Consider the following 21,052-nt stretch of genomic DNA (forward strand, 5'->3'; position numbering starts at 1 on the left):
TCAATATACCTTGCTGGGGTCGAAGGCGTCGCGTACGGCTTCACCAATAAAGATCAACAGCGACAGCAGGATCGCCAGTGAGAAGAAGGCGGTAAGGCCAAGCCACGGTGCCTGTAAATTATTCTTGCCCTGCAGCAGCAGCTCGCCCAGTGAAGGCGAGCCGATCGGCAGACCAAAGCCGAGAAAATCAAGCGACGTCAGGGTGGTTATCGAGCCGCAGAGAATAAACGGCAGGAAGGTCAGGGTGGCGACCATTGCATTCGGCAGCATATGGCGCGACATTATGCGCCAGTCGCTGACGCCCATCGCCTGTGCGGCACGGATATAATCAAAGTTACGGGTGCGCAGAAACTCAGCCCGCACCACGCCCACCAGCCCCATCCAGCCAAACAGCACGGTAATACCCAGCAGCCACCAGAAACCTGGCTGGATCACGCTGGAAAGCAGGATAATCAGAAACAGGGTCGGCATTCCCGACCAGACTTCAATAAAGCGCTGACCCCACAGATCAACGCGACCGCCAAAATAGCCCTGCACCGCTCCGGCAAAAATGCCGATGACGCTGGAGGCAACGGTCAGCATCAGACCAAACAGCAAAGAAATACGTGTGCCGTACAGAATACGCGCCAGCACATCCCCGCCGTTAGCATCAGTTCCGAGCCAGTTTTGTGCGGAAGGAGGGGAGGGGAAAGGCACGGTGCTGGCAAAATTGATGGTGTCATCATCAAAGCGAATCGGTGCCCAGATAGCCCAGCCATTGTTGGCCAGGCGGGATTTTAGCCAGGGATCCTGATAATCCGCCGGAGTTTCCAGCGGGCCGCCGAAATCACTCTCCTGATAGTTCACCAGCAGCGGATAGTAAGTACGATCCTGGTAATGCACCACCAGTGGTTTATCATTCGCCAGCAGCTCTGCGCAGAGGCAGAGGATAAATAATACGGCGAATATCCACAGCGACCAGTAGCCACGGCGGTTATGCCGGAATCGCGCCCAGCGCGCCTGATTAATTGGATTTAAACGGCTCATTATCGGCCCTCAAAATCAATGCGAGGATCGACCAGCGTATAGGTGATATCGCTGAGGATATTCAGCAGCAGGCCAATCAGGGTGAAGATATACAGTGTTCCGAACATCACCGGATAATCGCGCTGAATGGTAGCGTCGTAACCCAGCAGGCCCAGCCCGTTGAGTGAGAACATCACTTCGATAAGCAACGAACCAGTGAAAAACATGCTGATAAAGGTGGCGGGGAACCCGGCAATCACCAGCAGCATGGCGTTGCGGAAAACGTGGCGATAGAGGATTTTTTCCTCATCCAGGCCTTTGGCGCGAGCGGTAACCACATACTGTTTGCGGATCTCATCCATAAACGAGTTTTTCGTCAGCATGGTGAGCGTGGCAAAGCCCCCAATCACCGTTGCCAGCACCGGCAGGCAAATATGCCAGAGATAGTCGGTAACTTTGCCATACCATGGCAGAGTATCGAACTGCGGAGAGACCAGACCGCGCAGCGGGAACCAGTCGAGGTAACTTCCTCCGGCAAACAGCACAATCAGCATGATACCGAACAGGAAGGAGGGGATAGCGTAGCCGACGATAATCAGCGTACTGCTCCAGATATCGAAGGCGCTGCCGTTGCGCACCGCCTTTTTAATCCCCAGCGGTATGGATACCAGATAAATAATCAGGGTGCTCCACAGCCCCAGCGTGACTGAAACCGGCAAACTCTCTTTGATCAGCTTGATCACCGAACTGCTGCGGAACAGACTGTCACCAAAATCAAATCGTACGTAGTTCCACAGCATGGTGAAGTAACGTTCATGCAAGGGTTTGTCGAAGCCGTAACGTTTGGTGATTTCGGCAATCACTTCCGGATCCAGCCCGCGCGAACCGCGATAATTTCCATCACCCGGTGAGGCGTTAAGCGAGCTGCGTCCGTGGGCAGACCCTCCGCCATCCGCCCCAGCCAGCCCGGTAGTCTGACCAAACTCAATATTAGCAATCGCCTGATCCACCGGGCCACCCGGCGCGATCTGTACAATGAAAAAGTTGATTGTGATAATCGCCCACAGCGTGGGGATAATCAGCAGTAAACGACGAAGTAAATAAGCACCCACAGTCAGTCTCCTTAGCGACGCTGCGCCGGCAACTGTGCGGCTTTATTGACATCAAACCACCAGCTATCAAAACCCAGCGCGTAGGTTGGACGCGTGGCGGGCATGGAAAATTTGTTCCAGTACGCATAACGATCGTTAGCGGTATACCACATCGGGATCATGTAATAATTCCACAGCAGCACTCTGTCCAGTACGCGACCCAGCGGTAGCAGGGCATCTTTATCGCCCTGATGCTGATTTATCTGTTCAATCAGGTTATCCACCAGCGGGCTGGTAACACCCGGCGTATTCCACGAAGAGTTAATATAAGCCGATGCCCAGACAATTTGCAGATTGGTATCCGGCGTAGCAAACGCCAGATAGCGCGAGGGCAGCATATCAAAATCACGTTTGCGCAGTCGGGCCAGATACTGGGAACTGTCCACCTGACGCAGGTTCAGAGTAATACCGATGCGAGCCAGGTTGTGCTGGAAGGGCAGCACCCACTGATCGTTGCCGCCGCTGCGCAACAGCAGTTCAAAAGCGAAGGGCTGACCGGTTTTCACATTGACCAGCCGCTGATTTTTCAGTTCCCAGCCTGCCTGCTTCAGTAAGTCCAGCGCCTGTAACAGTTTTTCACGGTCATAGCCGGAGCCGTCAGATTTCGGCGGATGGTAAACTTTATCAATAACTTCTTCAGGATACTGGCCTTTAAGTGGCGCTAAAATCTCCAGCTCTTTGGCATCCGGATAATTCTGCGCTGCATATTCGGTATTCTGGAAATAGCTGTCCACGCGCTTATAGGAGTTGTAAAACAGCGCCTTGTTCATCCATTCAAAATCAAACAGCAGAGAAATTGCCTCACGCACCCGGCGATCGGCAAACTGGGGTTTCTGAATATTAAACGCCAGCCACTGGGTGTCGGTGGCAACGGTATTGGGAACTTCATCTTTGATGATATAGCCGCGAGAGAAGTTATTGCCTGTGTACTGGGTGGCCCATTTTTTGGCTGAACCTTCGCTGCGGAAATCAAATGCCCCGGCTTTAAACGCCTCAAAGGCGACGTTATCGTCCAGATAGTAGTCGTAGCGGATGGAATCAAAGTTAAAGCGGCCCCGGTTCACCGGAAGGTTTGCCGCCCAGTAATCCTTTACCCGGGACCAGGTGACAGACTGGCCTACTTTATAGGCGCTGATACGATATGGCCCGCTTCCCGGCGGCGGCGAAGGAAGCGGATCGCCGAGGTTATGGTCTTTCCAGAAGTATTTTGGATAGACCGTTGAAGAGAGCAGCGACAGCATCTGGTCGCGATCGGGTTTTGGCAGGTCAAAACGGACGGTGAGACGAGAAATGGCTTTTGCGGTTACGCCTTTGAATACCACGCGGTACTGTGGCACCCCCTGCGTCATAAACATATTGAAAGTAAAGGCCACATCCTCGGCGGTAATGGGCGTGCCGTTATGGAAACGCGCCAGGGGATTGATCGTCACTTCCACCCAGCGGTAATCGTCCGGGTAACGGGCAAATTCAGCAACTAATGGATAAAGGCTGCCGGTTTCATCCTCAGAGGAGGTGAACAGGCGGTCGTACATGTCGTCTGTTCCGATGGCAGGATTGCCGCGCATCGCTGCACGATTGAAATTGTCGTAAGTGCCGATGGCGGAAAGGGTGATATTGCCGCCTTTGGGCGCAGCCGGATTGGTATAGTCAAAGTGATTAAAATCAGCGGCATACTTCGCAGTGCCCAGCTGGGCAAAACTGTAGCTCTCATAGATTTTTTCTGCCTGTGCGCTGACCGCAAACAGGCTGAGTAATGTCAGTGCAATAAGGCGCACAATCATGGCTTCAACAGGCTCCTACCGGAAACGAAACAGTGATTTTGCCAGCCTGGCAGTAAAACCATGGTGACACAATGATATTAAAGGTTTTTACCTGATTTGACACTCATGTTATTCCCTGGAGTGCATGCTGAACCGGCGGGAAACTGTTCGAGATAGAAATTGATAAGCTGTGGAACGGCAAGCGGGCGGCTGAAAAGATAGCCTTGCAGATGGCTTACGCCGCGATTAATCAGCCATAATGCCTGTTCTGCGGTTTCCACGCCTTCGGCCACCGTGTTGAGATGAAGCTTTTTCGCCAGCGTCAGCACGGTATCAAGCACCGGGGAGTTGACCGTCTCCATGCCGATACTCTGGACAAAACCGCGATCGATCTTCAGATAATCAAACTGGAATTTTTCCAGATAGATTAAGGCGCTGTGGCCGGTTCCAAAGTCATCAATGGCAATTCTGATATTCTGATTCCGGATCCAGTCGAATATGGCATCGGCGTTATGATCGCTTACCATCGCACGTTCGGTAATTTCAAAGATATATTCGAAATGGCCTGCCGGCATCATTTCCAGCCAGTCCAGCACATCCTGGCGAAAACTGGGATCAACAAGATGATTGGGAGATAAGTTAATCCCCAGCCGGGCGCCTGCGGGCACAACTTTGCACAGCCGCTGTGCGTCCTGTGCCACCAGGGTAAACAGATGCCGGGTGAGCGGGGCGATCAGGTTTTGACCTTCGGCATAGCTGATAAAAGAGTCGGGCGGGATGCGGCCCTCAATCGGGTGCGTCCAGCGTAACAGAGCTTCGAACCCGCAGGGCTTTCCATTATGAGCTTCAATAACCGGCTGATACTCAACGTGAAACTCCCCGCGCTTGATGCCCAGCAATATTTCTTTGCCCGGGCGCAGTCGCAGCGTGAACATCAGGAAACATCCGCAGGTAATCATCACCCCCATCAGCAGTCCGGCCAGCAGAATGACGGTGATATCACGGCGGGGCAGCGTTTCGCCATACATATTGAGCGTCAGCGGATAGCCGGGGATTGTAATGCTGCGCAGCGGCTGTTTCGGTAGCAGGCTGCTATTTATCACCTGTGTATTCCAGGTGGTTATTGCACTGTCTCCGGCAACCATCGCCATTCCGCTGATCTGCTGCTCGCGTGAGGCCAGCAGTAAGTATGGCGTCAGATTGATATTGAGGGTGGTAAATATGCCGCTGTCGGGATGGGTAGGGTTCTTCAGCCACAGTACAATAGCCGGCTGACCGCGCACCATTGGTGTACCGGAGATCAAACGAATATCTTTCGTATTGCGGACATCGGTAAACGGAGAGATTTTACTGATATCCAGCTGCATCGGGCCGGTGGCTGAGGAGCAAAAAGCACTGTGATCTTTTACCAGCAGAATAGCGCGAACATTTGACGCAAAGGCCGAACGCTGGGTGAGGTCATTGCGAATGAGTTCACAGCTTTGCTCAGTCGCACTCTGAAGGGGTTGCAGCGTTGTATTCAGATCGCCAAAAACATTAGCAACGTAGCGTTGGGTGTAGCTGGCAAGACGGTCGTGCGCTGCGGAACGACGGTTTGAGGTCACAGTCAGCATAATGACCACAAACAGTAGAAAAAAGAATAAACCTATAGATGCACTGAGCAATACTATCTTGCGCGGCTGTGTCACCTGCCGCCTGACGGTGGTCGATAGTGGCATTCGGTGATCTCTCCCGTTTTCGCCGATTTTATTATTATTGGGCAACATCAACTTTCTTCTGGTGTCAAGCAGTGAGGATATAACGGAGGGGGCATTCTGTCTCTATCTTATTGATGATAATCAAGACCTTTTACGCCGCTCAGACAGACACATTGACTAAAAAATCGCTTCATGACGACTTTATCTCTTATCAGGCAAAAATGGGGTTCAGCTGGTCGGATTAGGGGGGAGTTTTACCGGGGAAGGGAACAAAAAAAACGCTGCCGGGGCAGCGTTATTATCTCGTGTTCGCAGACTTCAAGGGAATGAAATCAGCTCTGCGTTCGGCTCAGTACTCTGCGTGCGTCGCGGTAACGGTTTTTCCAGTAGGACTCATTCAGATTCGAAATCATCACACCGCTGCTGGTGGAAGCATGCACGAAGTTGTCATTACCGATATATATACCGACATGACGACCCGTGGAGCCTGCACGGAACAGCACTAAATCACCGGGGCGCAGTTTTGTGCGCTGAATACTTTTTCCGGTATCTTCCTGCTCATAGGTTGAGCGCGGTAGATCCAGGCCAAACTGTTCACGGAATGTGGTCTGAACAAACGCAGAGCAATCGATACCGCGTTTGCTGGTGCCGCCAAGACGATAGCGCACACCTTTCCAGCCCGCATACTGATCCATCAGACGTGATTTAATATCCACGTTTTGAACCATCTGTTCGAATTCATCCTGAGACGCTTGCAGTAAAAAACCATTTTGATCTTTAACTGCATGAGTATCAGTTTGTACATTGTGTCCGCTGTTCGAACTACATGCTGACAACAGCGTCGCTAACGCGACAGCGGGGAGTGCCCGCAAGATATATCTCAGAATAGGTTGAGACTTGACCATTGTGTTTGTGATCCCTTGAAGTCCTTAACGACTAAGTCGTTAGCAAAATTGCGAAACGAAACGAGATTAATTAGTACTGAGGGATAAGACAATTCGGAAAAGGTTAAAATGTGTTATTGAGCACAAATTAAAATGTAACTTACCGAAATACTTTAGCCATTTCGCCTAATTGAAAATGAGATTAACCGATTACAAGCCGCATGGCGAGGGCTTTTAAGTACTTTTTCAAAGGTTTTTGACTTGTCAAATCATTAAGTAACGATTTGTTCAGATTATCACCAATAAGCAGATGAACAGGATCTCCTTAAGTGCAATTTTAATGCGAACCGCCAGAGGTCAAGTAAAAATCAGAACAATCTGGATGGACAATCATAAGTCTTAGGGGTTTCAACTACTTTGTCGGGGATCACGATGATATTGATTAGTCGATGATTTGAGGTCGGATTATTTGTTTGTCTGAGATGCAGAGCGGGCGAAAAAGAGAACATTCGCGCCCGCACAATGAGGGAATTACTTCGCCGGCTTATATTTACCCGGCAAATTACGATACAACCAGTTCACCAGATAATCACTTGCCGGAGTCAGCAACCACCAGCTCATACCTACCAGCACGATCGAGAGAGAACCCACCGCAATATCGGTAAACCAGTGTGCACCAATCATCACTCGCGGCAGAGCAAAGATCAGCACAATTGCCACTCCGACGGCAAAGGCGCGGCGGCTGAAATAGCGCAGCATAAAGCAGGCAAAAATAATCAGCATCATGCCGTGGTCGCCGGGGAAACTATCGGCTGAGGAGTCTTTGGTCGGGATGCCGGTGAGTTTGGTGACATGATTGACGTCCGGGAAGAATTTTGTCGGACTGACATGAGATACCGGGATCAGGTGGCCGAGCTGGTTAAGGCCAACTGCGGAAATCAGCATGGTAATGCCGATGGCAAACATACGGCGGCGTCCTTCCGGGTTTTCACGACGCCATAAATGAAGATACAGCCCTCCCATTGCCAGCAGCGACACACCGTCAAAGGCGCGGTAATTGGTGATGGCAACCAGCCATAGCAGCGCCTGACTGGTAACCAGTCGTTGGTTAAACCAGTAGAAAATATTTTTATCAATGGTAAACCACAGGCCGTGGCCGGCCGGAAGATACCATGAGAAAAACAGCGCCAGGCCGAGTATATTCAGCAGCAGGATAAGTAATAATCGTTTAGTAGTCATGTTGAAATTAAGGCTTTTTTAAGAAAAGACGCGGCACATAGGATATTCCTTATATTATAAACGAAGACTCAACAAATTAGTTTGCAAAAGATTCCAGTTAACCGGGTCTTCGTGAATCAGCTCTATACGGCTGTCCGGGGGGGGTATCTGGCGCGTTTCTATATGGAAGTCTGCGCCCTGGCGGTTAATACTTACCAGCCCTTCCGCAATACGTAACACGCCTTTAACGCGGGTAACGGGTGCCAGCCTGGCCCACTCCAGCAGGCCAATAGTGTCGAATACTGTTTCGCTGTCGAAAATCCAGCCGCAGGCCTGGTAACCCTGCCCCTGGTTAAGTGCCCGACGCCAGCGCGCATTGTCATCCAGCTTCAGCGCCGCGAGACCAGACTGCGACTGATGAGAATGGTGTGCAGGTTTTGGCAGCGTTTGCAGATTAGTGCGCGGCTGGTCGAGCAGTTCAGCGTCGATCTGGCCGTGAGAGGTCAGGAGCAGCGGACGCGAAGGGGCTGTCGCCTGATGCCACAGTTGCAGCGCTCTCTGATCCGCCTCTTCCCAGCGATCCTGCTTATTAGCGATAATAATATCGGCGGCAGCCAGCTGGTCGCGGAAGTTTTCATTTTCCACCACGCGCCGATCGGCGAGCTGGCGCGGGTCGAGCAGGCATAGCGTAGCGCGCAGGTCAATCCATGGCTGATACACGGCGGCTGACAGCATATCGAGGATCTGTTTCGGATGACCAAGCCCGGTGGGTTCAATCAGCAGGCGGTCAGGTTTAGCCTGCTTCAGCAGCATATTTAGCCCGACCTGCATCGGCAATCCGTTCACACAGCACATGCAGCCACCGGGAATTTCTTTTAACACCGCTCCGCTCTCCGCCAGCAGGGCACCGTCAATACCAATCTCACCAAATTCATTTACCAGCACAGCCCAGTTCTCTCCCGCAGGCTTACCGGCGAGGAGATGGCGCAGCGTGGTGGTTTTTCCACTACCGAGAAAACCGGTGATCAGATTGACGCGGGTCATGTGCACTCCTTAAATAACTTTAATGATTTTTTTTACTCTTAAACCTTATTTGTTTTCATCACGCTCTCCTGAGTTATTGACTAAAGTCAGCGTGAATAAGTAAACAAAGAGGTCGATATGAATAGCATTGCTACGGCATCAGTCGTTATGCTTTTCGCCTCATGGACGAGCAATGTTTTAGCAGAAGAGAATCAGTCAGCAGGCAGTTCTGGAAGAATTCAGTTTTCTGGAGAAATTGTTGAATCTCCCTGTACCCCGGAATTTAAAAAGCAAAAACTGCAAATCTCATGCAGCCGCAACGGCGCAACCAGTGCCGCACACCAAAGACTTAATACCCCTGATTCGCAGCCATTACCCTATAATCTCGGCAGTAGCCAGTTTCGCTGGGTTGATGTTAAGCAGAAGCTGGGGATCCTCACCGTCGAATATCTCTGAATGATTTTGTTATAACATAACATTTGTGGCGCTGTCATCTGACCGCGCCATGTTTCTCAGAAACTAGTCAGCGCGGCTCATATAGCGACGCTCAGGGATATGAATGCGGATTTTATCGCCATTACTGAGGTATTCCGGCACCTGTACGATCAGGCCGGTGCTCATTTTAGCAGGCTTGGTGCGGGCGCTGGCGGATGCGCCTTTAATGCCAGGCGTGGTTTCGACAATTTCCATATCCACCGTCTGCGGCAGTTCCAGCGCCAGGATCTGGCCATCCATTGTCAGCACCTGAATACCCGGAATTCCCCCTTCCGGCAGGAACAGCAGCTCATCTTCGATCTGCTCCTGTTTGAAGTTGTAAGGGGTGTAGTCTTCATCATCCATAAAGACATATTCATCACCATCAATATACGAGAAGGTGACCTGGCGACGGCTGAGGGAAATGGTGTCGATAATATCATCGCCCTTGAAACGCTCTTCCACTTTCATCCCTGTGCGGATGTCAGTGAAGCGCATTTTGTACAGCGTGGATGCACCGCGCGCGCTCGGGCTTTGTACATCAATATCCTTCACTAACAACAGCTTGCCGTCAACGCTGACGGCCATGCCTTTTTTGATTTCATTGGCTCTTGGCATAAAACAGGTCTCGTGTAGAAGGTGGTGGGAAAATTTATCGCGACACGTTACTCGCGCCCGCGTCGCCAGGCAAGATCTGCCTGCGTCCATCGTAGAAAATATGATCTTCAGCATCTTCCGGGCTGTCGCCTGCCGAACGTGAAGCATGACGGGTATTAATAGTATTCGCCTGAGAGGACTGCTATTGTCGCGCTTTGTTATGGAGGATTAGTGATGGAGTGTCGCGCCGCCTGTGGTGCCTGTTGTACGGCACTGTCAATTTCATCGCCTATCCCGGGTCATCCGCACGGAAAACCCGCCAATACGCCCTGTGTTCAGCTTGATGAGCAGATGCGCTGCAAAATTTTTGATTCGCCTGAGCGGCCTAAAGTCTGCGGCAGTTTACAGCCTGAGGCTGAAATGTGCGGCCTCAGCCGTCAGCATGCGATGGTCTATCTGTTGCATCTGGAAATAGAGACAGCGCCCTGAATCACGGTGCGGGCGGCTCTGCTGATATCTCCATGGCCTGCGGCTCAGGCACCCGCAGCAGGCAGAGCAGTGAAGCGGCCATCATGACTACGGCAAACCAGAATACCGCATGAAAACTCCATACTTCTGCCACCATTCCAGCCAGCGAGCCGCCGATAATCCAACCCATGCGGGTGGTGTTGGTAAACAGCGTGGTGGCAGCTCCTGCCTGGCCCGGCATCATATCCTGGAAGTAAATCATTCCAATCGCGGCCACTACGCCGATAAATATCGCATTGAGCCCCTGTAACAGCAGCATGGAAAATTCACCGTCAAACAGCAGCGTTCCGCTGTAGAACAGCAGTCCGGAAAAGGCCGCCACGCGCATCAGGCGGCGCTTACCGCAGCGCCGGGCATAATAGCCCGCCAGCAGCATCACCGGGATCTCCAGCCCGGCGGCAAGACCCATCATCAGCCCGGCCAGTTTCTCCGGCAGATGCAGCTCATTCACCACATACAGCGGCATGGTAATCAGATACAGGCCGTTGCTTGACCACATCAGCGTGCAGGCAATAAACAGCATCAACGTGGCGCGACGATGGCGACGCGGTGCCTGCACCGGCTGACTCATCACCACGGTAGTTTTGCGCATTGAGGGCAGCAGGTAACGCACGATCACGGCGCAGAGCACAAATGCCACGGCGGCGGTCAGATACATGGTGCGGAAACCGTAGCCGAGCGCAAGAGCGAAGGCCAGCGGCGGGCCAATCATCCAGGCCAGCGAGATCTGGGCGCGCATCACCGAGCTGAACATCACATTTTCCCGCCCGGTTTTATCAGAGTGCTCACGCGCCAGTGCAAACATCTGCGAAGTGGCGCTGGTGCCGAAGCTGGAGAGCAGCACGCCAACAAACAGTAAAATAAAATAGTTACGGTTCCAGGCGAACAGCAGTGAAGCCAGCGCTCCCAGCAGGCAGCAGTAGAGGATGAGGGTTTTTCGATCGCCCTTACGGTCGGAGTAGCGCGCCAGAAGCTGGCTGACAACGATGCCAATTACCGCACTGAGGGTGAAGAACAGTCCTACCATAAACGGCCGTACATGGACTTCCGTACTCAGAAACAGGCTGAGAGTCGGGGTTTGCAGTGCACCGGCCAGACCGGAAATAAAAGCCACAATCAGAAATGCCAGTGATTTGCTGTCTGGCAGGGTGCGCGCGGGGGCAGCAGGAAGCGACATGAGTTCAGTAAGCCCGGTGATGAAAAACGGCGCGATTTTACGCCGTTATGCAAAAGTCGGGAAACCTTTTTCAAACTATGGTGAATACGCTGTCATTTTAAGCACTTTTTGCACAATTCAGCAGCGGACAGGATCGTCAGCATGGCTTCAGCTTTTACACTCTGTAACGGGTGTTTTTCCTAAAATGATTGATGAAATGTGCGGGGCGTCAAAAATCTACTACGTCGTTCACGGTAAAACTTGCAACGGATCCACTATCAGTACCAAACTAATTGAAACGTTTCAGCGTTGTCTCATCAGCTTGTTAGTAGAGGGATGGCGCTTTTTTTCTCAAATTAGCTGAAACGATTCAAATTCAGCAGCGAGGAGAACCATGTTCCAGTTAGAACTCAATGCCATTAAGCCCGGCGCCCAGGCAGGCGACAAACAAGATGCTATCCGTCAGGTAGCCGCAGCGTTGACCGCTGCCGGAAACGTTGGCGAAGGCTATGTCAACGGTATGCTGGCGCGCGAGCAACAGACCTCCACCTACCTTGGTAATGGTATTGCCATTCCTCACGGCACCACAGATACCCGCGATCTGGTATTGAAAACCGGCGTACAGGTGTTTCAGTTCCCGCAGGGCATCGCCTGGGGTGAAGATCAGACTGCTTACGTGGTCATTGGTATTGCGGCGAAATCAGATGAACACCTGGCGCTGCTGCGTCAGCTGACACACGTGCTGAGTGATGACAGCGTAGCTGAACAGTTACGCACTACTGACTCTGCTGAAACCCTGCGCAGTATTTTAATGGGTGAAAAACTGGCAGCAGAATTCAAATTCGATACCTCGCTGATTGCTACCGACGTGGCCGCCAGCGATCTGATGACCTTACAGGCGCTGAACGCCGGACGTCTGCAACAGGCGGGCGCGGTTGATGCTTCCTTCGTCAGCTGCGTGATCGCCGGTAAGCCACTGAACCTGGGGCAGGGCATCTGGCTCAGTGACAGCCCCAACGGCAACCTTGCCAGCGCTGTCGCTATCAGCCGTGCTGCTGCACCGTTCAGCGTAAACGGAGAAACAGCCTCAATGCTGATTACCGTTGCCGTGACTGACGACCAGCCGCTGAATGTGCTGAACTACTTAAGCGATCTGCTGATTAAGCAAAAAGCAGATCGTCTGCTGAGTGCTGACGCTGCCGGAATTCTGGCACTGCTGACCAGCGAAGTCTCCGAGCAGGAAGATGTGCTGACCGAAGAGTTCACCATTCGTAACGAACATGGCCTGCACGCTCGTCCGGGCACGGCGCTGGTCAGCGTGATCAAACAGTTTAACTGTGATGTGACCGTGACCAACCTTGACGGCAGCGGTAAACCGGCCAACGGTCGCAGCCTGATGAAAGTTGTCGCCCTGGGAGTGAAGAAAGGCCACCGCCTGCGCTTTACCGCCAGCGGTGAAGATGCCCGTGCGGCGCTGGATGCTATTGGTGAAGCCATTGCAGCCGGTCTTGGCGAGGGGGCAGCATGAGCAGACGTGTAGCCACCATTACCCTGAACCCTGCTTACGATCTGGTCGGTTACGTTCCGGAAATTGAGCGCGGCGAAGTGAACCTGGTGAAAACCACCGGGCTGCATGCAGCAGGTAAGGGCATCAATGTAGCCAAGGTGCTGAAAGATCTGGGTATTGACGTCACCGTAGGCGGTTTCCTGGGGAAAGAGAATCAGGACGGCTTCCAGCACCTGTTCAGCGAGCTGGGCATTGCTAACCGCTTCCAGGTGGTAGAAGGCCGCACCCGCATTAACGTTAAGCTGACTGAGAAAGACGGTGATGTGACCGATCTGAACTTCTCCGGCTTTGAAGTTACTGGTCAGGACTGGGATCGCTTTACCGCAGATTCACTCACCTGGCTGGGCCAGTTCGATATGGTCTGCGTCAGCGGCAGTCTGCCGTCAGGCGTCGATCCCGATGCTTTTACCGAATGGATGACGCAGCTGCGTACCCACTGCCCATGCATTATTTTTGACAGCAGCCGTGAGGCGCTGGTTGCGGGCCTGAAAGCCGCACCGTGGCTGGTTAAACCCAACCGCCGTGAGCTGGAAATCTGGGCAGGCCGCAAATTACCGACATTACAAGATGTGATTGAAGCAGCACATGCATTACGTGAGCAGGGCATCGCACACGTGGTTATCTCTCTTGGTGCCGAAGGGGCGCTGTGGGTGAATGCTTCAGGCGAATGGATTGCAAAACCACCTGCCTGTGAAGTTGTAAGCACCGTGGGTGCTGGCGATTCAATGGTTGGCGGGCTGATTTATGGCCTGCTGATGCGTGAATCCAGCGAGCACACACTGCGTCTTGCAACGGCAGTGGCGGCTATGGCCGTCAGCCAGAGCAACGTGGGCGTTACCGATCGTACCCAGTTGGCCGCAATGATGGCGCGTGTCGACCTACAACCTTTCATTAACTAACAGCAGGAGACGCATAATGAAAACGCTGCTGATAATCGATTCTTCGCTGGGGCTGGCAACGGGCCATCTGGCAAAAAACATAGCAACTGCAGCGGCAGCAAACGCCGGTGTGACTCTGACGGATAATCCGGCAGAAGCAGATCAGGTGATTGTTGCTGGCAAAAATATTCCGGCAGACAGCTCGCTGAACGGTAAAGCCATCTATCTGGCCGACATCGAACAGCTGCTGCGCCAGCCAGCGGAAGTGCTGGCAAAGGCGCAGACGGATGCTCGTCCATACCAGGCACCGGCAGCCTCGGCGGCGGCAACGCCTGCTGCTGCGGTGAGCACCGGGCCAAAACGGGTGGTGGCAATTACTGCCTGTCCGACCGGCGTGGCACATACCTTTATGGCGGCGGAAGCCATCGACACCGAAGCGAAAAAACGCGGCTGGTGGGTGAAGGTGGAAACCCGTGGCTCAGTGGGTGCTGGCAATGCCATTACCCCTGAAGAAGTGGCAGCAGCCGATCTGGTTATTGTGGCGGCAGATATCGAAGTGGATCTGGCGAAGTTTGCCGGTAAGCCGATGTACCGTACATCAACGGGTCTGGCGCTGAAGAAAACCGCTCAGGAGCTGGATAAAGCCGTGGCAGAAGCCCGTGTTTATCAGCCTCAGGGTGGTAACACTTCTGCACAGGAAGAGAAAAAAGAGAAAGCTGGCGCCTATCGTCACCTGTTAACCGGCGTCTCTTATATGCTGCCGATGGTGGTGGCGGGTGGTCTGAGCATTGCTCTGTCATTTGCCTTTGGTATCACCGCGTTTAAAGAACAGGGTACGCTGGCGGCGGCATTGATGCAGATTGGTGGCAGCAGTGCATTTGCCCTGATGGTGCCGGTGCTGGCAGGCTTTATTGCCTTCTCGATTGCCGACCGTCCTGGTCTGACTCCAGGTCTGATTGGCGGTATGCTGGCTACCAGCATTAATGCCGGGTTCCTTGGCGGTATCATCGCCGGTTTCATTGCGGGTTATGCGGCGAAGTTCCTCAGCTCGAAGGTCAAACTCCCGAGCAGTATGGAAGCGCTGAAGCCGATTCTGATCATTCCTCTGGTGGCGAGCCTGATTACCGGCCTGCTGATGATCTACGTGGTGGGCAAACCGGTTGCCGAAATCATGTCTGGCCTCACCGCCTGGCTGGCCAATATGGGTACTGCTAACGCCGTGGTGCTGGGTGCAATCCTTGGTGGCATGATGTGTACTGATATGGGCGGTCCGGTGAACAAAGTTGCCTACGCCTTTGGTGTTGGCCTGCTGAGTTCGCAGACCTATGCACCAATGGCAGCGATTATGGCGGCCGGTATGGTGCCACCGCTGGCGATGGGCCTGGCAACGCTGGTTGCACGTAAGAAGTTCAACAAAGGTCAGCAGGAAGGGGGCAAAGCGGCGCTGGTTCTGGGTCTGTGCTTTATCTCTGAAGGGGCAATTCCTTTCGCGGCCCGTGATCCGATGCGCGTTCTGCCTTGCTGCATCATCGGCGGTGCGGTAACAGGTGCCATGTCGATGGCGATTGGTGCGAAACTGATGGCGCCACACGGCGGCCTGTTTGTACTGCTGATCCCAGGCGCAATCACTCCGGTAGTGGGTTACCTGGCGGCGATTATTGTCGGTACGCTGGTAGCTGGCCTCTCTTACGCGGTGCTGAAACGCCCGGAAGCAGAAGCTGTTAAAATATAAGACGTATCCCCGCAGGGGCGAGGTTTCCTCGCCCGTTAACCCGGGTCAGGCGTACCTGACCCCTGCGGGTTTTAAATTTGCTCTGACTTCAGCCACGCAATTTCATCTTTCCAGATATCCGGATTCACCGTCTCCAGAATCATCGGAATCCCGTCAAAACGCGCATCTTTCATCAGCCAGCTGAACACGGTTTTACCAATGTTGCCTTCACCCAGACTGTGGTGGCGATCGACGCGACTGTTAAACTCACTTTTGGCATCGTTCAGATGCATCCCGCGCAGATATTTAAAACCGACGATACGCTCGAAATCAGCAAAGGTCTTCACGCACTCCTCTTCCGTCCGCAGGTCATAGCCTCCGGCGAAAGCGTGGCAGGTATCAATACAGACGCCGACGCGGGTTTTATCTTCCACGCCATCAATGATGGCCGCCAGATGCTCAAAACGGAAACCGAGATTACTGCCCTGTCCGGCGGTATTTTCGATCACCGCAGTGACTCCCTCGGTTTTATCCAGCACGATATTGATCGACTCAGCGATGCGTTTCAGGCAGTCGTCTTCAGCGATCTGATGCAGGTGACTGCCGGGGTGGAAGTTCAGCAGCGTCAGCCCCAGCTGCTGGCAGCGGGTGACTTCGTCATGAAAAGCTTCACGCGATTTTTCCAGCGCTTCAGTTACCGGGTGACCAAGATTAATCAGGTAGCTGTCATGGGGCAGGATTTGACCTGGCGTGTAGTGATACTTTTCACAGGCCGTGCGAAAGGCTGAAATCACTTCATCAGTCAGCGGGGCTGCGCGCCACTGGCGCTGGTTTTTCGTAAAGAGCGCGAAAGCCGTTGCTTCCAGTTCGTATGCGCGTAGTACCGCCTGATCCACACCGCCAGCTGCGCTGACGTGGGCACCGATATATTTCATGCCGTTCTCCTGTTGATGGCCTGCTTAATGGCAGGCAGGCCATCATAACCGGAAAAGGATGGAAGTTATGCCATCAAATGCTTCACCAGCAGGTTGATCGCACCGCCGCCGATGATCAGCCAGACAAACAACATCAGCCCCAGCAGCAGCGGTTTGAAGCCTGCTCGCTTCAGTGCGCTCACCTGGGTGGTCAGCCCAAGGGCGGCCATCGCAGTAGCCAGCAGCAGATTATCAAATTGATTAATATGAGTTATCCACGCATCCGGCAGCAGGTGCAGCGAGTTGAACAGCGTGACCCCGATAAACATCAGCGCGAACCACGGGAAAGTAATCGGGCCGCTGTGATCTGCCCCTTCGCTACGGCGTACTTTTGCTGCCAGCAGCAGCAGGAAGGGAGCCAGCATCATAATGCGCAGCAGTTTAGCGATTACCGCAGCATTTTCTGTCTCAGGGCCGATAGCGTGACCTGCTGCCACCACCTGAGCCACTTCATGCATTGTCGAACCGGTATAAATGCCAAAGTCTGAGGCGCTCACCTGTGGCAGATAAGTTTGAACCAGCGGCCACATCAGCGGGTAGATAAAGATTGCCAGCGTACCGAAAATCACCACGGTGGCAATTGCTACCGCGACTTTGGCGTTGTCCGCCTTGATTACCGGCTCAGTCGCCAGCACCGCCGCTGCGCCACAAATGCTGCTGCCCGCACCAATCAGCCAGCTGGTATCGCGATCCAATCCCAGTACGCGCTGGCCCAGCCAGCAGGCGCAGATAAAGGTCGTGGTCAGTGTCATCGCATCGATAATCACACCACTCAATCCTACATCGGTAAGCTGTTGCAGGGTCAGCCGGAAGCCGTAGAGTACAATCCCGGCACGCAGCAGACGCTGTTTTGCCAGCAGCACACCGCTGTCGCAGTGCGGCGACAGGCGAGAGTAAACGGTATTACCCACCAGAATACCGCCAATAATCGCCAGCGTCAGTGAACCGAGCCCCAGAGCTGTCACCTGCGGTTGATTGCCCAACCAGATAGCTGCGGAGGCGATAAGCAGCGCCAGCAGCACGCCGGCGGCATGGCGTGCAGGATGCGGGTGATGATGGGTTATTGTCAGTTCAGCCATGATAGTCCTCCTCGTGCAATGTCCTTATAATGTGTGGTGCTGGCTTAAAAGAGAAATTGATTATATATTTATAATTAACCACTATAAGTGTTAAGAGGCAGCTGCCACTGCTGGCCGGAGTGATCGCTTTATATCCTGAAAAATTCGGGTTGCAGGCAGGTGGCTACGCAGCGAATAACCAGGAGAGCTAACGCTCCTGCGGCCTGAAGTATGACTGTATCTATAACCCTAAATAATTCGGGTTGCAGGCAGGCGGCCACGCAGCAAATCCCCGGGAGCTTACATCAGTAAGTGGCCGGGGTGCGCGAGGAGAGCTAACGATCCTGCGGCCTGAAGTATGACTGTATCTATAACCCTGAAAAATTCGGGTTGCAGGCAGGCGGCCACGCAGCAAATCCCCGGGAGCTTACATCAGTAAGTGACCGGGGTGCGCGAGGAGAGCTAACGATCCTGCGGCCTGAAGTATGACTGTATCTATAACCCTGAAAAATTCGGGTTGCAGGCAGGCGGCCACGCAGCAAATCCCCGGGAGCTTACATCAGTAAGTGACCGGGGTGCGCGAGGAGAGCTAACGCTCCTGCGGCCTGAAGTATGACTGTATCTATAACCCTAAATAATTCGGGTTGCAGGCAGGCGGCCACGCAGCAAATCCCCGGGAGCTTACATCAGTAAGTGACCGGGGTGCGCGAGGAGAGCCAACGATCCTGCGGCCTGAAGTATGACGGGTTTGACTGAGGATGAGCCATGCACATTACATTACGCCAGCTTGAGGTTTTTACCGAAGTCCTGAAGAGTGGCTCGACCACCCAGGCCTCACAGGTGCTGGCGCTCTCGCAGTCAGCAGTGAGTGCTGCGCTGGCTGATCTTGAAGGTCAGCTTGGTGTGCAGTTATTTGATCGTGTAGGTAAACGGTTAGTGATTAATGAGCATGGTCGCCTGCTCTACCCGCGCGCTGTGGGGCTGCTGGAGCAGGCGCTGGAAATTGAACTGCTGTTCCGTGAAGACAACGGAGCGCTACGAGTTTCTGCCAGCAGCACCATCGGTAACTACCTGCTGCCGGGAATGATCGCCTGCTATCGTCGAGATTTCCCCATGCTGCCGCTGGAACTGAGCGTCGGCAACAGTCAGGATGTGATCACCGCCGTTGCCGATTTTCGTGTTGATATCGGTCTGATTGAGGGGCCATGTCATATGAGTGAGCTGGTCACGGAGCCGTGGCTGGAGGATGAACTGGTGGTGTTTGCTGCGCCGGGAGCCGATATTCTCAGCAGGCCGGTATCGCTACAAAGTCTGGCGGCTGCGCCGTGGATCCTGCGCGAACACGGTTCAGGCACCCGCGAGATTGTCGATTATCTGCTGCTGTCACATCTGCCGCAGTTCGATCTGGCGCTGGAGCTGGGTAATTCAGAAGCGATCAAAAATGCGGTACGTCACGGTATGGGGATCAGCTGCCTGTCGCGGCGGGTAATTGCTGAACAGCTTGAGATGGGCACACTGGTTGAGGTGGCGATCCCTCTGCCAAAACTCAAACGTACGCTATATCGTATTCACCATCGTCAGAAGCATATATCCAAGGCGTTGAGTCGTTTTCTGAGTTACTGCACCGAATAATGCTGTGCAGGAGATGCCCGGCTGCCGCCACGATATGCTCTGTGTGGTTGGTTTTTAACCAGTTTTCACCCGCGCTGTGCTAATAATTCCCGGTGGATCATGAAGCTAACTTATAACGTGGTGTAATCGCTATACGACCTCAGGTAGGTTGCTATAATCGCGGCTTATTTTTTGCAAGGCGCAGCGTTTAAACATGGATCATGACACAAAAACAACACAACCCCCTGGACTAAGGCGTGTACTGAAAGCACGCCACTTAACCATGATCGCCATTGGCGGATCGATTGGTACGGGCTTATTCGTCGCTTCAGGTGCGACCATTTCACAGGCTGGCCCCGGCGGAGCATTGCTCTCCTATATGCTGATCGGCCTGATGGTGTACTTCCTGATGACCAGCCTCGGCGAGCTGGCAGCATTTATGCCGGTTTCGGGTTCTTTCTCCACCTACGGCGCTAAATATGTCGAAGAGGGCTTCGGCTTCGCGCTGGGCTGGAACTACTGGTACAACTGGGCGGTGACTATCGCTGTTGACCTGGTGGCATCGCAGCTGGTGATGACCTGGTGGTTCCCGGATACCCCGGGCTGGATCTGGAGCGCACTGTTCCTTGGGCTGATCTTCCTGCTGAACTACATCTCTGTGAAGGGGTTTGGTGAAGCGGAATACTGGTTCTCACTGATCAAAGTCGCGACCGTGATCATCTTTATTATTGTTGGCGTGGCGATGATCGTCGGTATCATGCGCGGCGGTGAAAGCGCGGGCTGGCACAACTGGCAGATTGGCGATGCACCGTTCTCCGGTGGCTTTGCCGCCATGATCGGCGTGGCGATGATTGTTGGTTTCTCATTCCAGGGAACGGAATTGATCGGTATCGCGGCCGGTGAATCAGAAGATCCGGCGAAGAACATTCCGCGTGCGGTTCGCCAGGTGTTCTGGCGTATCCTGCTGTTCTATGTGTTCGCGATTCTGGTGATCAGCCTGATTATCCCTTACACCGACCCAAGCCTGCTGCGTAACGATGTCAAAGATATCAGCGTCAGCCCGTTTACGCTGGTGTTCCAGCATGCCGGCCTGCTCTCAGCGGCGGCGGTGATGAATGCGGTTATCCTGACGGCGGTGCTGTCGGCGGGTAACTCCGGTATGTATGCGTCTACCCGTATGCTTTACATGCTGGCATCGGAAGGTAAAGCGCCGCGCATCTTTGCGAAACTGTCGAAAGGCGGCGTGCCGCGTAACGCGCTGTATGCCACCACCATTGTGGCCGGGCTGTGCTTCCTGACCTCGATGTTTGGCAATCAGACGGTTTATCTGTGGCTGCTGAATACCTCAGGGATGACCGGGTTTATTGCCTGGCTGGGAATTGCCATCAGCCATTACCGTTTCCGCAGGGGTTATATGGCGCAGGGTCACGATCTGGCTGACCTGCCGTACCGTTCCGGGTTCTTCCCGCTGGGGCCGATCTTCGCCTTTGTGCTGTGTCTGGTCATTACCCTTGGTCAGAACTATCAGGCGTTCCTTTCGGATACCATTGACTGGGGCGGAGTGGCGGCCACCTACATCGGTATTCCGTTGTTCCTGATCATCTGGTTTGGCTTTAAACTGACGCGGAAAACGCGCTTTGTGAAGTACAGCGAGATGGAATTCCCGAAGTTCGAAAAATAACCCGAACGACGTAACAGACGTAACAGATGAAAGGCGCGGATTCCGCGCCTTTTTTTATGATATAAAATCAGACTCAAAA

The 21,052-nt window shown here is 53.4% G+C and carries 19 protein-coding genes; 8 read left to right on the forward strand and 11 right to left on the reverse strand.

From position 1 onward, the window contains the following. The 7 genes from GN242_RS06745 to GN242_RS06775 form a co-directional block, all read right to left on the reverse strand. The gene (locus GN242_RS06745; protein WP_154751737.1) at positions 1 to 1,026 is read right to left on the reverse strand and encodes a microcin C ABC transporter permease; all 1,026 of its coding nucleotides are present in this window, start codon (positions 1,024 to 1,026) and stop codon (positions 1 to 3) included. Further along, positions 1,026 to 2,117: a microcin C ABC transporter permease YejB gene (locus GN242_RS06750; protein ID WP_156287104.1), complete on the reverse strand. Its 1,092-nt coding sequence runs from the start codon at positions 2,115 to 2,117 to the stop codon at positions 1,026 to 1,028. The genes GN242_RS06745 and GN242_RS06750 overlap by 1 nt, the downstream gene beginning before the upstream one ends. An 11-nt stretch (positions 2,118 to 2,128) precedes the next feature. Beyond that, the gene (locus tag GN242_RS06755) at positions 2,129 to 3,937 is read right to left on the reverse strand and encodes an extracellular solute-binding protein (protein ID WP_154751735.1); all 1,809 of its coding nucleotides are present in this window, start codon (positions 3,935 to 3,937) and stop codon (positions 2,129 to 2,131) included. 77 nt (positions 3,938 to 4,014) lie between these two features. After that, on the reverse strand, positions 4,015 to 5,634 hold the full coding sequence (locus GN242_RS06760) for a cyclic di-GMP phosphodiesterase (RefSeq protein ID WP_156287105.1): 1,620 nt from the start codon (positions 5,632 to 5,634) through the stop codon (positions 4,015 to 4,017). 311 nt (positions 5,635 to 5,945) lie between these two features. After that, the gene (mepS, locus tag GN242_RS06765) at positions 5,946 to 6,518 is read right to left on the reverse strand and encodes a bifunctional murein DD-endopeptidase/murein LD-carboxypeptidase (protein ID WP_154751733.1); all 573 of its coding nucleotides are present in this window, start codon (positions 6,516 to 6,518) and stop codon (positions 5,946 to 5,948) included. A 510-nt stretch (positions 6,519 to 7,028) separates the two neighbouring features. Further along, positions 7,029 to 7,736: a phosphatase PAP2 family protein gene (locus tag GN242_RS06770; RefSeq protein WP_154751732.1), complete on the reverse strand. Its 708-nt coding sequence runs from the start codon at positions 7,734 to 7,736 to the stop codon at positions 7,029 to 7,031. A gap of 54 nt (positions 7,737 to 7,790) precedes the next feature. Continuing rightward, positions 7,791 to 8,759: a CobW family GTP-binding protein gene (locus tag GN242_RS06775; protein ID WP_156287106.1), complete on the reverse strand. Its 969-nt coding sequence runs from the start codon at positions 8,757 to 8,759 to the stop codon at positions 7,791 to 7,793. Positions 8,760 to 8,876: 117 nt separating this feature from the next. Between GN242_RS06775 and GN242_RS06780 the strand changes: the two genes are divergently transcribed. Continuing rightward, complete coding sequence (locus tag GN242_RS06780) at positions 8,877 to 9,194, forward strand: YmdA family protein (protein WP_154751730.1); 318 nt, start codon at positions 8,877 to 8,879, stop codon at positions 9,192 to 9,194. 63 nt (positions 9,195 to 9,257) lie between these two features. On the opposite strand, the gene yeiP is transcribed toward GN242_RS06780, so the two are convergent. After that, positions 9,258 to 9,830 (reverse strand): elongation factor P-like protein YeiP, encoded by a 573-nt coding sequence (yeiP, locus tag GN242_RS06785; RefSeq protein WP_154751729.1) that lies wholly within the window; start codon positions 9,828 to 9,830, stop codon positions 9,258 to 9,260. A 213-nt stretch (positions 9,831 to 10,043) separates the two neighbouring features. Between yeiP and GN242_RS06790 the strand changes: the two genes are divergently transcribed. Then, entirely contained in the window at positions 10,044 to 10,298 is a 255-nt protein-coding gene (locus GN242_RS06790) for a YkgJ family cysteine cluster protein (RefSeq protein ID WP_154751728.1), read from the forward strand. Position 10,299: 1 nt separating this feature from the next. On the opposite strand, the gene GN242_RS06795 is transcribed toward GN242_RS06790, so the two are convergent. After that, complete coding sequence (locus GN242_RS06795) at positions 10,300 to 11,514, reverse strand: sugar efflux transporter (RefSeq protein ID WP_156287107.1); 1,215 nt, start codon at positions 11,512 to 11,514, stop codon at positions 10,300 to 10,302. Here GN242_RS06795 and GN242_RS06800 point away from each other — a divergent pair. The 4 genes from GN242_RS06800 to fruA are packed head-to-tail and all read left to right on the forward strand — an operon-like array spanning position 11,513 to position 15,670. Continuing rightward, entirely contained in the window at positions 11,513 to 11,857 is a 345-nt protein-coding gene (locus GN242_RS06800) for a hypothetical protein (protein ID WP_154751726.1), read from the forward strand. The two genes, GN242_RS06795 and GN242_RS06800, sit on opposite strands and share 2 nt — an antisense overlap. 30 nt (positions 11,858 to 11,887) lie before the next feature. Further along, positions 11,888 to 13,021: a fused PTS fructose transporter subunit IIA/HPr protein gene (fruB, locus tag GN242_RS06805; protein WP_154751725.1), complete on the forward strand. Its 1,134-nt coding sequence runs from the start codon at positions 11,888 to 11,890 to the stop codon at positions 13,019 to 13,021. Beyond that, positions 13,018 to 13,959 (forward strand): 1-phosphofructokinase, encoded by a 942-nt coding sequence (gene fruK / locus GN242_RS06810; protein ID WP_154751724.1) that lies wholly within the window; start codon positions 13,018 to 13,020, stop codon positions 13,957 to 13,959. Before fruB ends, fruK begins: the two co-directional genes overlap by 4 nt. A 16-nt stretch (positions 13,960 to 13,975) precedes the next feature. Continuing rightward, a complete protein-coding gene (gene fruA / locus GN242_RS06815; RefSeq protein WP_156287108.1) occupies positions 13,976 to 15,670 on the forward strand; it encodes a PTS fructose transporter subunit IIBC in 1,695 nt (564 codons plus the stop codon). A 71-nt stretch (positions 15,671 to 15,741) separates the two neighbouring features. Here fruA and nfo read toward each other — a convergent pair whose 3' ends face one another. Both nfo and GN242_RS06825 read right to left on the reverse strand, forming a co-directional pair. Further along, complete coding sequence (gene nfo, locus GN242_RS06820; protein WP_154751722.1) at positions 15,742 to 16,584, reverse strand: deoxyribonuclease IV; 843 nt, start codon at positions 16,582 to 16,584, stop codon at positions 15,742 to 15,744. A 65-nt stretch (positions 16,585 to 16,649) separates the two neighbouring features. Further along, positions 16,650 to 17,702 (reverse strand): YeiH family putative sulfate export transporter, encoded by a 1,053-nt coding sequence (locus GN242_RS06825; RefSeq protein WP_154751721.1) that lies wholly within the window; start codon positions 17,700 to 17,702, stop codon positions 16,650 to 16,652. A gap of 744 nt (positions 17,703 to 18,446) precedes the next feature. On the opposite strand from GN242_RS06825, the gene yieE reads away from it, so the two are divergent. Together yieE and GN242_RS06835 are read left to right on the forward strand one after the other, a co-directional pair. Beyond that, a complete protein-coding gene (yieE, locus tag GN242_RS06830; protein ID WP_154751720.1) occupies positions 18,447 to 19,313 on the forward strand; it encodes a DNA-binding transcriptional regulator YeiE in 867 nt (288 codons plus the stop codon). 193 nt (positions 19,314 to 19,506) lie between these two features. Then, complete coding sequence (locus GN242_RS06835) at positions 19,507 to 20,973, forward strand: amino acid permease (RefSeq protein ID WP_154751719.1); 1,467 nt, start codon at positions 19,507 to 19,509, stop codon at positions 20,971 to 20,973. The last annotated feature ends 79 nt before the right edge of the window (positions 20,974 to 21,052 follow it).

Source organism: Erwinia sorbitola, from assembly GCF_009738185.1.
Classification (GTDB): domain Bacteria; phylum Pseudomonadota; class Gammaproteobacteria; order Enterobacterales; family Enterobacteriaceae; genus Erwinia; species Erwinia sorbitola.

Bases quoted from the DNA above. Each gene is read 5' to 3' on its own strand.
- GN242_RS06745 (WP_154751737.1), bottom strand. From the start codon at position 1,026: ATGAGCCGTTTAAATCCAATTAATCAGGCGCGCTGGGCGCGATTCCGG.
- GN242_RS06755 (WP_154751735.1), bottom strand. From the start codon at position 3,937: ATGATTGTGCGCCTTATTGCACTGACATTACTCAGCCTGTTTGCGGTC.
- GN242_RS06760 (WP_156287105.1), bottom strand. From the start codon at position 5,634: ATGCCACTATCGACCACCGTCAGGCGGCAGGTGACACAGCCGCGCAAG.
- mepS (WP_154751733.1), bottom strand. From the start codon at position 6,518: ATGGTCAAGTCTCAACCTATTCTGAGATATATCTTGCGGGCACTCCCC.
- GN242_RS06770 (WP_154751732.1), bottom strand. From the start codon at position 7,736: ATGACTACTAAACGATTATTACTTATCCTGCTGCTGAATATACTCGGC.
- GN242_RS06775 (WP_156287106.1), bottom strand. From the start codon at position 8,759: ATGACCCGCGTCAATCTGATCACCGGTTTTCTCGGTAGTGGAAAAACC.
- GN242_RS06780 (WP_154751730.1), top strand. From the start codon at position 8,877: ATGAATAGCATTGCTACGGCATCAGTCGTTATGCTTTTCGCCTCATGG.
- yeiP (WP_154751729.1), bottom strand. From the start codon at position 9,830: ATGCCAAGAGCCAATGAAATCAAAAAAGGCATGGCCGTCAGCGTTGAC.
- GN242_RS06790 (WP_154751728.1), top strand. From the start codon at position 10,044: ATGGAGTGTCGCGCCGCCTGTGGTGCCTGTTGTACGGCACTGTCAATT.
- GN242_RS06800 (WP_154751726.1), top strand. From the start codon at position 11,513: ATGAGTTCAGTAAGCCCGGTGATGAAAAACGGCGCGATTTTACGCCGT.
- GN242_RS06795 (WP_156287107.1), bottom strand. From the start codon at position 11,514: ATGTCGCTTCCTGCTGCCCCCGCGCGCACCCTGCCAGACAGCAAATCA.
- fruB (WP_154751725.1), top strand. From the start codon at position 11,888: ATGTTCCAGTTAGAACTCAATGCCATTAAGCCCGGCGCCCAGGCAGGC.
- fruK (WP_154751724.1), top strand. From the start codon at position 13,018: ATGAGCAGACGTGTAGCCACCATTACCCTGAACCCTGCTTACGATCTG.
- fruA (WP_156287108.1), top strand. From the start codon at position 13,976: ATGAAAACGCTGCTGATAATCGATTCTTCGCTGGGGCTGGCAACGGGC.
- nfo (WP_154751722.1), bottom strand. From the start codon at position 16,584: ATGAAATATATCGGTGCCCACGTCAGCGCAGCTGGCGGTGTGGATCAG.
- GN242_RS06825 (WP_154751721.1), bottom strand. From the start codon at position 17,702: ATGGCTGAACTGACAATAACCCATCATCACCCGCATCCTGCACGCCAT.
- yieE (WP_154751720.1), top strand. From the start codon at position 18,447: ATGCACATTACATTACGCCAGCTTGAGGTTTTTACCGAAGTCCTGAAG.
- GN242_RS06835 (WP_154751719.1), top strand. From the start codon at position 19,507: ATGGATCATGACACAAAAACAACACAACCCCCTGGACTAAGGCGTGTA.